A 14,402-nucleotide genomic window follows, 5' to 3' on the forward strand; every position below is an offset into this window, starting at 1 on the left:
AGGGTAGCACAGCGGCGGGCAGCGTGCTTTTCGCTACAATCTGCCCTTTCTTGAGCGGTGGCAACAGATGGATTGGCGAGGCGAGCAATGAGCGGGGCGACGGGAACCCGGACGGGCCGGTATGACGTGGCCGTGCTGGGCGCGGGCGCGGCCGGCATGATGTGCGCCGCCGTCGCCGGCCAGAACGGCGCCAGCGTGGTGCTGGTCGATCACGCGACCAAACTGGCCGAGAAGATCCGCATCTCCGGCGGCGGCCGCTGCAATTTCACCAACCTGCAGGCGGGGCCGGCCAACTACCTGTCGTCCAATCCGCACTTCTGCCGCTCCGCGCTGGCGCGCTATACCCCGCAGGACTTCCTCGACCTGATGCGCCGCCACGGCATCGCCTGGCATGAGAAACATCGCGGCCAGCTGTTCTGCAATGACAGCGCCGAGGACGTGATCGCCATGCTGCGCGCGGAATGCGACACCGGCCGCGTACGCTGGCAGACCGCCTGTGCGGTAGCGGAAGTCCGCCGCGAGGGCGATGACTTCGTGTTGCTGACCTCCGCCGGCACGATCCGCGCCGGCGCCCTCGTGGTGGCAACCGGCGGGCTGTCGATCCCCAAGATCGGCGCCACCGACTTCGGCTACCGCATCGCGCGCCAGTTCGGGCTGGGCATCGTCGAAACCCGGCCGGCGCTGGTGCCGCTGACTTTCGACGGCAAGGACTGGACCCCGTTCGCGCCGCTGGCCGGCGTGTCTCTGGAGGTGGATGTCGCCACCGGCAACGGCAAGACGGCGGGCGCGTTCCGCGAAGACCTGCTGTGGACGCACCGCGGGTTGTCCGGGCCGGCGGTGCTGCAGATCTCGAGCTACTGGAAGCCGGGCACGCCGATTGCCATCGACCTGTTCGACGGAGAAGACGCCGCGGCCTGGCTGCTGGAGCAGAAGGGCGGCAGCCGCAAGCACCTCGGCAACCTGCTGGCGCAGCGGCTGCCGGCGCGGCTGGCCGACGCATGGTGCGCCGCCGCTGGCGTGGATGCCGCCATGCCGCTGCACGATGTCACGGACAAGGGACTGCGCAAGCTTGGCGCATCGCTCAACGGCTGGCGCATTGTGCCGTCGGGCACCGAAGGCTATCGCAAGGCTGAGGTGACGATCGGCGGCGTCGATACGCGCGCGCTGTCCTCGGCCACGATGATGGCGCGCGAGGTGCCGGGGCTCTACTTCATCGGCGAGGTGGTCGATGTGACGGGCTGGCTGGGCGGCTACAACTTCCAATGGGCCTGGGCGTCCGCCGTCGCGGCAGGCAAGGCGGTGGCGGAGGCCAGCCGCAGCGCTGCCGCGGGACAGTCAGTGGCCTGACCGCCGATCCTGTTTGTACTCAGGGCCCGCTTTTTCCGTGCCCGTTGCGCGCCACTTCCGTGCTCGGGGCTTGGTGCTACAATCCAGAACTTCGTAAAGCCGCTATCCCGAAAATCGAAGCTGTTCTGAACCGGGCCTCGCGCTTGCACCAACCCGCTGTGGCGCCACGCTTCGGCGGGTTTTTGCGTTATGGGCCTTGCAGTGGGCGGCTCTCGCCGCCACCTGTGAGTGTCCGCACACTTTCTGGAAGATCACGATGTCCCTCAAAGCCCGTATCAGCGAAGATATGAAGACCGCCATGCGCGCCCGCGAAACCGAGCGCCTCGGCACCATCCGCCTGCTTCTGGCCGCGATCAAGCAGCGCGAGGTCGACGAGCGCACGGAACTTGACGATACCGCCGTGCTGGCCGTGGTTGAGAAGCTGATCAAGCAGCGCAAGGATTCAATCTCCCAGTTCCAGCAGGCCGGCCGCAACGACCTGGCCGACAAGGAACTTGCCGAAGTCGAGGTGCTGAAGGTCTACATGCCCGCCGCGCTGTCCGAGGCCGAAGTCGCCGCCGAAGTCCAGCAGGCGGTCGCCGCCACCGGGGCTGCCGGCCCGCAGGACATGGGCAAGGTCATGGGCGTACTCAAGGGCAAGCTCGCCGGCCGTGCCGACATGACGGCCGTGTCGGCGCTGGTCAAGGCGGCGCTGGCTCCGAAGTAAGTGCTGATTTAATCAGATATAGGCGTGATGCACGCCGGATCGTCGGGATTCGGCGTAAATGCACGGAGTTGATAAACATTGCGGGCGGCCTGAGCGCGCTGCACTACAATATTCCGATAGCAACCGGGCGCCGCACCGGTCACGCATTCCTAGAAATTGCCTCCCGTCGCGGGACGGCCAAGCCTCAGGACGGTCAGTCGGGTGATTCCGCAATCCTTTATTCAGGACCTGCTCAACCGTGTCGACATTGTCGATGTGGTGGGCAAGTATGTGCAGCTGAAGAAGGGCGGCGCGAATTTCATGGGGCTGTGCCCCTTCCATAACGAGAAATCGCCGTCGTTCACGGTTTCGCCGACCAAGCAGTTCTACCACTGCTTCGGCTGCGGCGCCCATGGCTCGGCCATCGGTTTCCTGATGGAGTACTCCGGCCAGTCCTACCCGGAGGCGGTGCGCGAGCTGGCGCAGTCGGTCGGCATGACCGTGCCGGAAGAGCGCGACCGGCTGCCGCCGGGGCAACGCGCCGAACAGCAGGCCCGCTCGGTGGCGCTGTCCGACGCCATGACCCGCGCGACCGACTTCTACCGCCGCCAGCTGCGCACCGCGCCGCAGGCGATCCAGTACCTGAAGGGGCGCGGGCTGACCGGCGAGATCGCCGCGCAGTTCGGCCTGGGCTATGCGCCGGACGACTGGCAGGGGCTGGAAGCGGTGTTCGGCAGCTATCGCGACGACAATATCGCCGCGCCGCTGGCCGAATCGGGCCTGCTGATCGAAAGCGACAAGCGCGACCCCGACGGCAAGCCGCGGCGCTATGACCGCTTTCGCGACCGGATCATGTTCCCCATCCGCAACACCAAGGGAGCCGTGATCGGCTTCGGCGGCCGCGTAATGGGCCAGGGCGAGCCCAAGTACCTGAACTCGCCGGAAACCCCGCTGTTCAGCAAGGGGACCGAACTATACGGCCTGTTCGAGGCGCGCCATGCCATCCGGGAAACCGGATACGTATTGGTGGTCGAAGGGTATATGGACGTCGTGGCACTGGCCCAGCTCGGTTTTGCCAATGCCGTCGCTACCCTCGGCACGGCGTGCACCCCCGTGCACGTGCAGAAGTTGCTGCGCCAGACCGACGCGGTGGTGTTCTCGTTCGACGGCGATGCCGCCGGCCGCCGTGCGGCGCGAAGGGCACTCGAAGCCTGCCTGCCGCATGTGGCCGACAACAAGACCATCCGCTTCCTGTTCCTGCCGGCCGAGCACGATCCCGACAGCTATGTGCGCGAAGAGGGCACCGAAGCCTTTGCCACGCAGGTGCGCAATGCCATGCCGCTGTCGCGCTTCCTGCTGCAGTCGGTGACCGAGGAGCTTGACCTGCGCCAGCCCGAGGGCCGGGCCCGCGCCCAGTACGAGGCCAAGCCGCTGCTACAGGCGATGCCCGCCGGCGGCCTGCGGCTACAGATTGTGCGCGAACTTGCCGATGCCACTGGTACGACACCTGCCGAGATCGAGGCCATCTGCGGCTTGCGCAGCGATCCGGCCCGCGTGGGCCGTTTCGAGAAGCCGCGCCCGCGGGCAAGGCGGCAGGCGCCGACCGGCCTGGAGCAGCGCGTGATCCAGTTGCTGATGTGCTATCCGGCACTGTCCGCCCGGCTCGACGAAGACGCGCGCGCCTTGCTGCTGGATGGCGAGGGCGGCACAGGCGGAGAGAGCGAAGTGCTGACGCACCTGGTGTCGACATGCGATGGCCTGCAGGGCGAGGTGAATTTTGCGGCATTCAGCGAGCGGCTGGCCCAGTCGCCATATGCCGAACTGTACGCGGCTGCGCGCACCGCCGTGCTGAAGGAAGAGATCGAAGAGGCGCCTGCGACGCAGGAGTTCGATGCCGCCATCACCAAGCTGCTGGCAGAGCCGTTGCGGCGCGAACTCGACATGCTGCAGGCCGAAGTCGTGGCAGGGACCGCCGATGAGGCGGCCAAGCAACGCATGCGCTGGCTGGTGGGCGAGATCCACCGGCGGCGTCAACTTGGCTGAAGCGCGGCGGCGCGACGGCTATCAACCGGGAGGCAGGTTCAGGCGTTGGATGAGGGACTAGGCCGGCACCGCCGAGCTTAAGCCTTGATTTTTCAGGTGAAAACCTCACCTGACAGGAAGCTGGCTATCCGTGGCGTGCTACAATAGCCGGTTTGGATTGCGAAATCTTTCTTCCCAGTTCTGGTGAAAGTGAGCGTGCCAATGGCAAAGGCCAAAGCAACCGAAAAGGTTACAACGAAGGCTCCCCAATCAGGGAGCGGCAAGGCGTCTGCGAAAACGACGGCGGCGAAGACATCGACCGCGCCAGTCAGGACACCAGCCCGGTCTGCGCCATCCAAGTCCGTGCGTAGCGCGCAAGCGCCCGCCGTGACCACTCCTGCCAGGACTCGCACATCCAAGGAAACACAGGCCTCGACTTCGGCACGCGAGGGCGCCAGTACGAGCGGCAAGGTTGCCGTGTCTGCACCAGTGAAAGGCAAGAGTATCACCGTGGCGAAACAGCAGAATACCGAAGTCGAGAGCAAGCGAGCGGCAGCAGCCGGCGCCAAGAGCGGGGCCGCCAAGGCGGACAGCACCGCGACGGCATCCAAGGCGCGCACCGCGACCCCTGCATCCGTTGCATCCGAGCGTCCCGCTGCCCCGGCAATCAAGCCGGAGCCGAAAAAGCGCGGCCGCAAGCCCAAGGCCGAGATGCAGCACGACGACAGCACAACAGACGACGTGACTGAAGAGTTTTACGAGAACGACGTGCGCGCCGCGACGCCCGCAGCCGCGCCGAAGACCGAAAAGCAGAAGGCCAAGGACCGCAAGGCCAAGGAAAAGGCGCTGCTCAAGGAGTTCGCCTCGACCCAGCAGGGGACGGAAGAGGAGCTCGAGCTGCGTCGCCAGAAGCTCAAGGCGCTGATCAAGCTGGGCAAGTCGCGCGGCTACCTGACCTACGCGGAGATCAACGATCACCTGCCGGACGACATGGTCGATTCGGAAACGATCGACACGCTGGTCGCAACGCTGAACGACATCGGCATCGCCGTCTACGAACAGGCGCCGGATGCCGAGACGCTGCTGCTCAATGACAACGCGCCGTCCGCCACCAGCGAGGAAGAAGCCGAGGAAGAGGCCGAGGCGGCCCTGTCCACGGTTGACTCCGAGTTCGGCCGCACCACCGACCCGGTGCGCATGTACATGCGTGAAATGGGCACGGTCGAGCTGCTGACCCGCGAGGGCGAAATCGAAATCGCCAAGCGCATCGAAGCCGGCCTGAAGGACATGGTGATGGCGATCTCGGCATGCCCGGTCACCATCTCCGAGATCCTGGCCCACGCCGAGCGCGTGGCCAATGACGAGATCAAGATCGACGAGTTCGTCGACGGCCTGATCGACCCGAACGCCGATGAAGCCCCGGAAGCCCCCTCGGCCCCGGCCGCGGCGTCCGAAGACGAGGAGGAAGGCGACGAGAACGACGACGAGGAAGGCGACGAGGAAGACGACGACGAAGGCGGCGCCGGCGCCGGTGCCTCCGCGCGCCAGCTGGAAGAGCTGAAGCAGAACGCGCTGGAAAAATTCCGCGTGATCGCCGAGCAGTTCGACAAGATGCGCCGTGCCTTCGAGAAGGAGGGCTACAAGTCCAAGCCTTATGTCAAGGCCCAGGAAGCCATCCAGGCCGAACTGATGGGCATCCGCTTCACCGCCCGCAATGTCGAGCGCCTGTGCGACACGCTGCGCGGCCAGGTGGACGAAGTGCGCAAGCTCGAGCGCTCGATCCTGAATATCGTGGTCGACAAGTGCGGCATGCCGCGCTCGGAATTCGTCGCCCGTTTCCCGGGCAACGAGACCAACCTCGAGTGGATCAACACCGTGGTGGCCGACGGCAAGGGCTACAGCGCCATCGTCGAGCGCAACGTGCCGGCAGTGCATGAGCTGCAGCAGAAGCTGATCGACCTGCAGTCGCGCGTGGTGCTGCCGCTGAAGGAACTGAAGGGCGTCAACCGCAAGATGGCCGAGGGCGAGCGTCGTGCCCGCGAAGCCAAGCGCGAGATGACCGAGGCCAACCTGCGCCTGGTGATCTCGATCGCCAAGAAGTACACCAATCGCGGCCTGCAGTTCCTCGACCTGATCCAGGAAGGCAACATCGGCCTGATGAAGGCGGTGGACAAGTTCGAATACCGCCGCGGCTACAAGTTCTCGACGTATGCCACGTGGTGGATCCGCCAGGCCATCACGCGCTCGATCGCCGACCAGGCGCGCACCATTCGTATTCCGGTGCACATGATCGAGACGATCAACAAGATGAACCGCATCTCGCGCCAGATCCTGCAGGAAACCGGCAATGAACCGGATCCGGCAACGCTGGCCGAGAAGATGGAGATGCCGGAAGACAAGATCCGCAAGATCATGAAGATCGCCAAGGAACCGATCTCCATGGAAACGCCGATCGGTGACGACGACGACTCCCATCTGGGGGACTTCATCGAGGACACCAACACGCTGGCCCCGGCCGAAGCGGCGCTGCACGGCTCCATGCGCGACGTCGTCAAGGACGTGCTGGACTCGCTGACGCCGCGCGAAGCCAAGGTGCTGCGCATGCGCTTCGGCATCGAAATGAGCACCGACCACACGCTGGAAGAGGTCGGCAAGCAGTTCGACGTCACGCGCGAACGGATCCGCCAGATCGAGGCCAAGGCCCTGCGCAAGCTGCGCCACCCGAGCCGCTCCGACAAGCTGAAGAGTTTCCTGGAAGGCAACTAAACGCTTCCAAGGGCCTCTAGCTCATGCCTGGTTAGAGCAGCGGACTCATAATCCGTTGGTGCCGTGTTCGACTCACGGGAGGCCCACCAATGCTGTGAAAGAAGGGGTTACGGTGAATGCCGTAACCCCTTCTTTGCTTTGTCGCCAGTGACTTCCAGAAGCCCGCATGTGGCAACGCCGCTTCCAATGGCCAGCACACCACACGTTGAGGTGCAGGGCGCGATCCCTGGAGGAACCTCTGCCCGTGTAGCGATGGACTAAGGTAGTCGGATGCAACCCGTTCGCACCCGTTTAACCCGAAGAGGAGTCAAATCCATGTCCTATATCGACGGATTCTTGCTGGCCGTGCCGCAGGCCAATCGCGAAACCTACCGCCAGGTGGCGCAGAAGGCCGCAGCGGTGTTCAAGGAGCACGGCGCGCTGAAGGTGGTGGAATGCTGGGCGATGACGTGCCGGAGGGAAAGGTGACGTCCTTCACCATGGCGGTCAAGCGCAAGGACGATGAAGCGGTGGTGTTCTCCTGGATCGTGTGGCCGTCAAAGGAGAAGCGCGACACCGGCATGAAGGCGGCGATGGAAGACCCGCGCCTGAAGGAAGGGATGGACCCGATGCCGTTCGACGGTCAGCGGATGATCTACGGCGGCTTCGAGGTGATTGTCGACGAGTAAGGTCGCAGGGCGCCGTCGTAACGAGCACCGCGCCGACGTGGCAGCGCCGGCGCCAGGCATGCCGGTTCAGATCAGGTGGAAGACCATGCCCAGGGCGATCGCGCCGCCCAGGGTTTCCACTGCTGCGAGGGCGAGAAGGTTCTTCAGTACGAATGCGTCTTCTTTTTTCGTCACCATGGTCTGTCTCCCGGTCATTGGAATCGTCTTGGTGCTCCATTGACTGCGGCGATGTGCCGCCTTGGCTGTGCCATATCAATGTGATACCAGTAGACCCCATGCGCGGCGCGACCGGAAGCTGGCGGAAACCCGCTCGGAGAAAACCCCGATTCCTGGCTGGGCGAGTGCGAGTGATGATTGACAGGCTTTACAGGTGACGCCAGGCGCGCGCCGCCCGGCGCTCTGTTGTCGGCCGTACGACCCGCATTTGGGTGATGTGGGCCTTGGCGCGATCGGACAAGATCACCGCGTGGGTAATCGGAAGGTTGCCCCGCTACCACTTGAGCCCCGCTGCCCTCCCCGGCACCGGGGCTTTTTCCTTGCCAGGCGACCAGCTGGACCCATGGCAGGCCTCATGTGCGGCGGCTACACGAAGTGGGGCAAGATGATCCAGGACAACGGCATCCGCGGCGACCGAGTCACCTGGACGCCGCGCCGGTGGTGGACGGATCTCCCTGTCAGGCCGCCTGCTGTGCAGGCTGGGCCGGCTGACTCGCCGGCCGCGCCGGCAAGGGCAGGACGGTGGCCAGGCCTAGGAACTGGCTCGAAGTGCGCAGGAACTGCTGGCAGGTCTGGCGGAATTGCTCGAAGTCCATATTGGTCTCGGTGGTCGGAAGGTGGCGTCCGCGCGGCCGGTTCTGGCTCGCCTTGTCAACGGTGCCGCCGCATCATCCATTGCCGATGTGACAGTTTCTTGAAATCGCCCCGGCGGGGGCCGCGCAGTGTCGCGGCGCGCCTGCACACCCGCCCCATGCTGGTCACTCTAGCGGCAGAAATGCTAAAATTTAAGTCTTTGATTCTCTTGGCCAAAAGCTGCAAGCCCTGTGCAAGCGGCATGGCCGCGCCGGCGCCTCCCCGGTGTCAGCCGAGAGCCAGGGCGAGATGAGTTCCAGACGCGTATCCGTTTGTGCCGGGTTCGCCTCCCGCCAGACACCGATACCCATGACCACTACGACCGCACCAGAACCCACCACCGCCGGGCAGACCGCGGTGCAGACCTTCGAAAGCTTTGGCCTGGACGCGCGCATCCTGCGTGCCTTGTCCGACCAGGGCTACACCACGCCCACGCCGATCCAGGCACAGGCCATTCCCGTCGTGCTGCTCGGCAAGGACGTGATGGGCGCCGCGCAGACCGGCACCGGCAAGACCGCCGGCTTCGCGCTGCCGATCATCCAGCGCCTGTTGCCGCTGGCCAATGCCAGCGCCTCGCCGGCGCGCCATCCGGTGCGCGCGCTGATGCTGACGCCCACGCGCGAACTGGCCGACCAGGTCTACGACAACGTCGCCCGCTACGCCAAGCACACCGACCTGCGCAGCACGGTGGTGTTCGGCGGCGTTGACATGAATCCGCAGACCGACGCCCTGCGCCGCGGCGTCGAGATCCTGGTGGCCACGCCGGGCCGCCTGCTCGACCACGTGCAGCAGAAGTCGGTCAACCTGTCGCAGGTGCAGATGCTGGTGCTGGACGAAGCCGACCGCATGCTCGACATGGGCTTCCTGCCGGACCTGCAGCGCATCATCAACCTGCTGCCGGCACAGCGCCAGACGCTGCTGTTCTCGGCCACGTTCTCGCCGGAAATCAAGCGGCTGGCCGCCAGCTACCTGAAGCAGCCGGTCACCATCGAAGTGGCGCGCAGCAACTCGACCAACGAGAACGTGCGCCAGGCGGTGTACCAGGTCGAGGACGGCCACAAGCAGGCCGCGGTGGTGCACCTGCTCAAGCAGCGCGCCGAGCAGTCGCAGTCGCGCCAGTGCATCGTCTTCGTCAACAGCAAGATCGGCTGCTCGCGGCTGGCGCGGCACCTGGAGCGCGAGGGCATCAACGCCGCCGCGATCCATGGTGACAAGACCCAGACCGAGCGCATGCAGACGCTGGACGGCTTCAAGAGCGGCACCATCGATGCGCTGGTCGCCACCGACGTGGCGGCGCGCGGGCTCGATATCCCCGACATGCCATGCGTGATCAACTTCGACCTGCCGTTCAGCGCCGAGGACTACGTGCACCGTATCGGCCGCACCGGCCGTGCCGGCGCCAGCGGCGATGCGCTGTCGATCTACGTGCCGGGCAACGATGAGCGCCTGTTGTCCGATATCGAGAAGCTGATCAAGCGCAGCATTCCGCGCGGCAAGCTGGAGGGCTTTGACCCGACCGGCGAGAAGTCGCGCCAGGACGAGGCAGAGCGCCGCCGCCAGCGCAGCGACCTGCGCCGTGCGCGCGGCAGCGGCGACGAGGAGCGGCCGCGCCGCCACGAGCACAGCGGCAGCCGCCAGGTGTTCCGCCCTTCCGACGATCCGTTCTTCTCGCGCCCGTACGAGCCCAGCGCAAGCAGCTCGCAGGTCAAGCCGTCGGAGGAAATCGCCGCCGCGCTGAGCCGTGGCCGCCAGGCGCCCAAGCGCCCGGTCGCGGCGCTGCTGGGCGGCGTGCCGCGCAAGTCCTGAATCCTAAGTCCTAAGTCCTGATTGGGCGACCCGCCCGAGGCGGCCTGCGGGTCAGGCCGCCGCCATTCGCTGGCGCCAGTCCTCCGTGGCGCGCGCCAGCCAGTCCCGCACATTGCCTTCGTGGTTCGCCAGTCCCAGGTTCATGCCGGCCTGGCGCAGCGCCTCCAGAGGAGCGCCGGTGTCGATCGCCTGCGCGCCGCTCTGCTTGCTCAGCTTTTCCCCGATCTCGTTGACCACCACCGGCACGTGCAGGTAGCTCGGCGTGGGCAGGTCCAGCAGGTGCTGCAGGTGGATCTGCCGCGGCGTCGAGTCAAGCAGGTCGGCGCCACGCACGATATGCGTGATGCCCTGCAGGCCATCATCCACCACCACCGCCAGCTGGTAGGCCCACAGCCCGTCGGCACGGCGCAGCACGAAGTCCCCCAGCTCGGTCTCGAGGTCCTGGCACTGGCGCCCCTGCCAGCGGTCGTCAAAGCAGATCGTGGCGGCCGGGCCGTCCGGCACGCGCACGCGCCACGCGCGCGGCAGCTTGCCGTTCAGGCCATGACGGCAAATGCCGGGGTAGCCCAGCGTCTGGTGCCGCTCGCGCACGTGCACCAGCGAATCGGCGATTTCCTTGCGTGAGCAGCCGCAGGGGTAGAGCTGCCCGGCGGCATCGAGCCGGCGCAGCGCCTCGGCGTAGTGCGCCTCGCGCCGGCTCTGCCACACGGGCGGCTCGTCCGGCGTCATGCCCAGGCGCGCCAGCGTCTGCAGGATGTCCTGGTCGGCGCCGCGCACGCAGCGCGGCATGTCGATGTCCTCGATACGCACCAGCCACTGGCCGCCGTGCGCGCGCGCATCCAGCCAGCTGGCCAGCGCGGTGACCAGCGAGCCCATATGCAGCGGGCCGGTCGGCGAGGGGGCAAAGCGGCCGCGGTAGCCGGCCGCCGAGGCAAACATTGCAGCCGTCACTGCCATGCGGACACCCTCAGCCGGCGAGTTCGGGTTGCAGCAGCAGTGCCTGCGCCAAGCGCGGGTCTTCCAGCTTGCCGGCCCACCACTGCAGCGCCTTGCCGCGGTTGCTGGTGCGCCACGCCACCTTGAAGTTGCCCGGGGCGCGCACCTCGACGGTCTCGCGCGCCTGCAGCACGCCGCTCTCGATATGCGGCTGCGCCATCGGCGCCGGCAGCCAGCCGCAGCCCAGGCCCCGGATCTGCGCTTCCAGCTTGTCGCGCATGGTCGGCACCACCAGCACGTCCTGGCCGGCCAGCACGCCATGGGTGCGCGCGGGCAGGTTGCGCGAGGTATCGCCCACCGCGACGATGCGGTGCCTGGCGATCTGGATGGTGGTGAGCGGGCCTTCCTCGGTGGCCAGCGGATGGTGCGCCGCCACCGCGAACACGAACGGCATCGTACCCAGCGGGCGGATCTGGAAGCCCTGCGTGCTGGGCGCGTCGTAGGCGCCGCCGATCACCAGGTCGGCACGGTTGCTGACCAGCGCGTCCCAGGCGCCGCCCAGCACTTCCTTGGCAAAGCGCAGCCGCGTGGCAGTGTTCTCTGCATAGAAGTCGTGGACCACCGGCAGCAGCGCGCGGAAATTGATCAGGTCGTCCACCACGATGGTCAGCGTGGCTTCCCAGCCGGTGGCCAGCCGCTTGACGCGGCGCGCCAGGTCGTCGGCGGCGTGCAGCAGGTGGCGGCCTTCGTCGAGCAGTGCGCGTCCGGCCGGGGTCAGCTCGGCGCGGTGCCGGCGCCGGTCGAACAGCAGCACGTCCAGGTCTTCTTCCAGCTTGCGCACCACATAGGTCAGCGCGGAGGGCACCTTGCCCATCTCGTGGGCGGCGGCGGCGAAGCTGCCCTTGCGCTCGATGGCGTCCAGGACTTCGAGGGATTCGAGTGAGAGTGGCATATTCAGAAAAACTGAATGAGTGCTTCTAAGGCGGTCCCCGTAAATATACGCGTCGGGGCCTAAACTTCCTAGCATCAACAACGCAATACATGCCATCCAGCGGTCCCAGGCAGTTCGGATGCCGGTGGCGACACGGATACAGGCCAAGGAGGGCCATCAAAATGATTGAAATCAGAAAGTCTGCAGAGCGCGGTTATGCGGATCACGGCTGGCTGAAGTCCTATCATTCGTTCTCGTTTGCCGACTACTACGATCCGCAGCATGTGCAGTTCGGGCCGCTGCGCGTGATCAACGAGGACCGCGTCGCGCCGGGCATGGGCTTCGGCACGCACGGCCACCGCGACATGGAGATCATCAGCTACGTGCTCGAAGGCGAACTGGCGCACAAGGACAGCATGGGCAACGGCAGCGTGATCCGTCCGGGCGACGTGCAGCGCATGAGCGCCGGCACCGGTGTGCGGCACTCGGAGTACAACCACGCCGCGCACGATACGACCCACTTCCTGCAGATCTGGATCATGCCTGCGCAGAATGGCATCGAGCCGGGCTACGAGGAAAAGCACTTCGAGGCGGCCGACAAGCGCGGCAAGCTGCGCCTGGTGGCCAGCCAGGACGGCGCCGACGGCTCGGTGGTGGTGCACCAGGACGTGCGCCTGTACGCCGGGCTGCTCGATGGCGAGGAGGCCGCCACGCTGGCCCTCGCGCCGGGTCGCCGCGCCTATGTCCATGTCGCGCGTGGCCGCGTGCTGGTCAACGGCAAGGCGCTGGAAGCGGGCGATGCGGCCAAGCTGGAGTCGGTCGGCGAGGTCGCGCTGTCTGGTGGCGATGACGCCGAGGTGCTGGTGTTCGACCTGCCCTGACCATCACGCGTAGATTCGCTTGAAAATCCTGCCCGCCAACCGGCGGGCTTTTGCTTTTTGTGTCGCAACGGGTAGGGTCAGGTACCGCTGTGCTATCTTCTCGCTATGCATTGCGCCTGCGCCGGCACATCGGGCGGGGCGCCCCCCTTGGAACACCCGTACCAAGATGACCTTTGTTTCTATTCTCCTGGCGCTGATCGCCGAGCAGTTCCGCGCCCTGGGCCGCAACAACCCGATCCACGAGATCGTGCGCGCGCTGGGCGACCGCGCCGAGCATGCCTTCGATACCGGCCGCCCCCGCGATGCGGCGCTGGCGTGGTTCACCGTGGTGCTGCCGCTGACGCTGGCAGTGGTCGTGGTGCACTACCTGCTCGCATCGATCAGCGTGGCGCTGACGCTCGCCTGGAACGTGCTGGTGCTCTACATGACGCTGGGCTTCCGCCAGTTCAGCCACTACTTCACCGATATCCATGAGGCGCTGAACCGCGACGACGTCCATACCGCGCGCACGCTGCTGCATGAGTGGACCGGCATCGACACAGTCGATATGCCTGTCACCGAGATCGTGCGGCACACGCTGGAAGCGGCGATCATCGCCGTGCACCGGCATGTGTTCGGCGTGTTCTTCTGGTTCCTGGTGCCGATCGGACCCGGCGGCGTGGTGCTGTACCGCGTCGCGGAATACCTCGGCCGCCACTGGAACGAGCCGTCGACCGAACGCAGCCCCGCGCTGGGCCGCTTTGCCGCGCGCGCGTTCTACTTGCTCGACTGGATCCCCTCGCGCCTGACCGCAATCGGCTTTGCCATCGTGGGCAATTTCGAGGATGCGGTGTATGCGTGGCGCAACCATGCGCGCAAGTGGAACGATGCGGTCAACGGCATCCTGCTCGCCAGCGGCGGCGGGGCGCTGGGCGTGCGCCTGGGCACGCCGCTGGCCGAGGACGATTCCACCGTGGTGCTGCGTACCAGCGCGGTCGGCCCGGCGGTGGACTATGCGCCGGGCATGGAAGAGGACAACGGTCCTGAGCCGTCGGCGCCGGAGTTCGGCGCCGAGCCAGGCGTGCGCACGCTGCAGTCGGCTGTCGGGCTGGTATGGCGTGCGGTGGTGCTGTGGATGCTGCTGCTCGCCATGGTGTCGCTGGCGCTGTGGGTGGGCTGATACCGGCGTCGTATATGAAAGGGCCGCCCGGCGCTAGTCGCGCGCCGCGCCGCAGCGCCAGCAGGCGCCAAATTGCGCCTCATGCCATTCGTGGCAGTGGCGGCATTGCCAGCTTGGCCCTGGCACCGGGTTCGCGGCGGCATTGAGGGCTGCCCACGCCTGCGCTTCCATGTCGTCATCGAGCAGCCAGACCTGCGGCGCACTTTCCCGGAATGGGATCTCGCCGGTGGCGCCACCCAGCCAGGTGTTGCGTAGTTCCGCCCGGATGCCGGCGGCCCGCAGCACATTCTGGCAATGGGCGGCGTGAACCAGCGAGGTGGCGTACAGCAGCAGTTTCATGGCGACTCACCGG

General features: G+C 66.4%; 11 protein-coding genes, 1 tRNA gene and 1 pseudogene. 9 read left to right on the forward strand and 4 right to left on the reverse strand.

What is annotated here, in order from left to right; genetic code table 11:
- The first annotated feature begins 87 nt into the window (after positions 1-87).
- From ACAD63_RS04985 to ACAD63_RS05010, 6 genes and pseudogenes are all read left to right on the forward strand, one after another.
- On the forward strand, positions 88-1,347 hold the full coding sequence (locus tag ACAD63_RS04985; RefSeq protein ID WP_434033517.1) for an NAD(P)/FAD-dependent oxidoreductase: 1,260 nt from the start codon (positions 88-90) through the stop codon (positions 1,345-1,347).
- 256 nt (positions 1,348-1,603) lie between these two features.
- Positions 1,604-2,053 (forward strand): GatB/YqeY domain-containing protein, encoded by a 450-nt coding sequence (locus tag ACAD63_RS04990; protein WP_133093084.1) that lies wholly within the window; start codon positions 1,604-1,606, stop codon positions 2,051-2,053.
- A 201-nt stretch (positions 2,054-2,254) separates the two neighbouring features.
- Complete coding sequence (gene dnaG / locus ACAD63_RS04995; RefSeq protein ID WP_135705627.1) at positions 2,255-4,075, forward strand: DNA primase; 1,821 nt, start codon at positions 2,255-2,257, stop codon at positions 4,073-4,075.
- A gap of 201 nt (positions 4,076-4,276) precedes the next feature.
- A complete protein-coding gene (gene rpoD / locus ACAD63_RS05000; protein ID WP_133093082.1) occupies positions 4,277-6,820 on the forward strand; it encodes an RNA polymerase sigma factor RpoD in 2,544 nt (847 codons plus the stop codon).
- A 10-nt stretch (positions 6,821-6,830) separates the two neighbouring features.
- A tRNA-Ile gene (locus tag ACAD63_RS05005) sits at positions 6,831-6,909 on the forward strand.
- A gap of 226 nt (positions 6,910-7,135) precedes the next feature.
- Positions 7,136-7,488: pseudogene (locus ACAD63_RS05010) on the forward strand (DUF1428 domain-containing protein).
- Positions 7,489-8,162: 674 nt separating this feature from the next.
- Here ACAD63_RS05010 and ACAD63_RS05015 read toward each other — a convergent pair.
- A complete protein-coding gene (locus ACAD63_RS05015) occupies positions 8,163-8,300 on the reverse strand; it encodes a hypothetical protein (RefSeq protein WP_434033518.1) in 138 nt (45 codons plus the stop codon).
- 346 nt (positions 8,301-8,646) lie between these two features.
- Between ACAD63_RS05015 and ACAD63_RS05020 the strand changes: the two genes are divergently transcribed.
- The gene (locus tag ACAD63_RS05020) at positions 8,647-10,143 is read left to right on the forward strand and encodes a DEAD/DEAH box helicase (RefSeq protein WP_195427340.1); all 1,497 of its coding nucleotides are present in this window, start codon (positions 8,647-8,649) and stop codon (positions 10,141-10,143) included.
- 51 nt (positions 10,144-10,194) lie between these two features.
- Here the strand turns inward: ACAD63_RS05020 and gluQRS are convergent, their stop codons facing one another.
- Complete coding sequence (gene gluQRS / locus ACAD63_RS05025) at positions 10,195-11,100, reverse strand: tRNA glutamyl-Q(34) synthetase GluQRS (protein ID WP_434033519.1); 906 nt, start codon at positions 11,098-11,100, stop codon at positions 10,195-10,197.
- A 10-nt stretch (positions 11,101-11,110) separates the two neighbouring features.
- On the reverse strand, positions 11,111-12,031 hold the full coding sequence (locus ACAD63_RS05030; RefSeq protein ID WP_133093078.1) for a LysR family transcriptional regulator: 921 nt from the start codon (positions 12,029-12,031) through the stop codon (positions 11,111-11,113).
- A 161-nt stretch (positions 12,032-12,192) separates the two neighbouring features.
- On the opposite strand from ACAD63_RS05030, the gene ACAD63_RS05035 reads away from it, so the two are divergent.
- Both ACAD63_RS05035 and ACAD63_RS05040 read left to right on the forward strand, forming a co-directional pair.
- The gene (locus ACAD63_RS05035; RefSeq protein WP_133093077.1) at positions 12,193-12,891 is read left to right on the forward strand and encodes a pirin family protein; all 699 of its coding nucleotides are present in this window, start codon (positions 12,193-12,195) and stop codon (positions 12,889-12,891) included.
- Between the two features lie 166 nt (positions 12,892-13,057).
- Positions 13,058-14,050, forward strand: coding sequence for a CobD/CbiB family protein (locus ACAD63_RS05040; protein WP_133093076.1), 993 nt, complete (start codon positions 13,058-13,060; stop codon positions 14,048-14,050).
- 33 nt (positions 14,051-14,083) lie between these two features.
- Here ACAD63_RS05040 and ACAD63_RS05045 read toward each other — a convergent pair whose 3' ends face one another.
- Positions 14,084-14,389, reverse strand: a complete 306-nt coding sequence (locus ACAD63_RS05045) for a putative signal transducing protein (protein WP_133093075.1) — start codon at positions 14,387-14,389, stop codon at positions 14,084-14,086.
- Positions 14,390-14,402: the final 13 nt, after the last annotated feature.

Source organism: Cupriavidus sp. a3 (assembly GCF_051015765.1).
GTDB classification, from domain to species: Bacteria; Pseudomonadota; Gammaproteobacteria; order Burkholderiales; family Burkholderiaceae; genus Cupriavidus; species Cupriavidus oxalaticus_A.

Coding starts and splice junctions, on each gene's coding strand:
- ACAD63_RS05045 (WP_133093075.1), bottom strand. CDS start 14,389: ATGAAACTGCTGCTGTACGCCACCTCGCTGGTTCACGCCGCCCATTGC.
- ACAD63_RS05040 (WP_133093076.1), top strand. CDS start 13,058: ATGACCTTTGTTTCTATTCTCCTGGCGCTGATCGCCGAGCAGTTCCGC.
- ACAD63_RS05015 (WP_434033518.1), bottom strand. CDS start 8,300: ATGGACTTCGAGCAATTCCGCCAGACCTGCCAGCAGTTCCTGCGCACT.
- ACAD63_RS05020 (WP_195427340.1), top strand. CDS start 8,647: ATGACCACTACGACCGCACCAGAACCCACCACCGCCGGGCAGACCGCG.
- ACAD63_RS05035 (WP_133093077.1), top strand. CDS start 12,193: ATGATTGAAATCAGAAAGTCTGCAGAGCGCGGTTATGCGGATCACGGC.
- ACAD63_RS04985 (WP_434033517.1), top strand. CDS start 88: ATGAGCGGGGCGACGGGAACCCGGACGGGCCGGTATGACGTGGCCGTG.
- gluQRS (WP_434033519.1), bottom strand. CDS start 11,100: ATGGCAGTGACGGCTGCAATGTTTGCCTCGGCGGCCGGCTACCGCGGC.
- ACAD63_RS05030 (WP_133093078.1), bottom strand. CDS start 12,031: ATGCCACTCTCACTCGAATCCCTCGAAGTCCTGGACGCCATCGAGCGC.
- rpoD (WP_133093082.1), top strand. CDS start 4,277: ATGGCAAAGGCCAAAGCAACCGAAAAGGTTACAACGAAGGCTCCCCAA.
- ACAD63_RS04990 (WP_133093084.1), top strand. CDS start 1,604: ATGTCCCTCAAAGCCCGTATCAGCGAAGATATGAAGACCGCCATGCGC.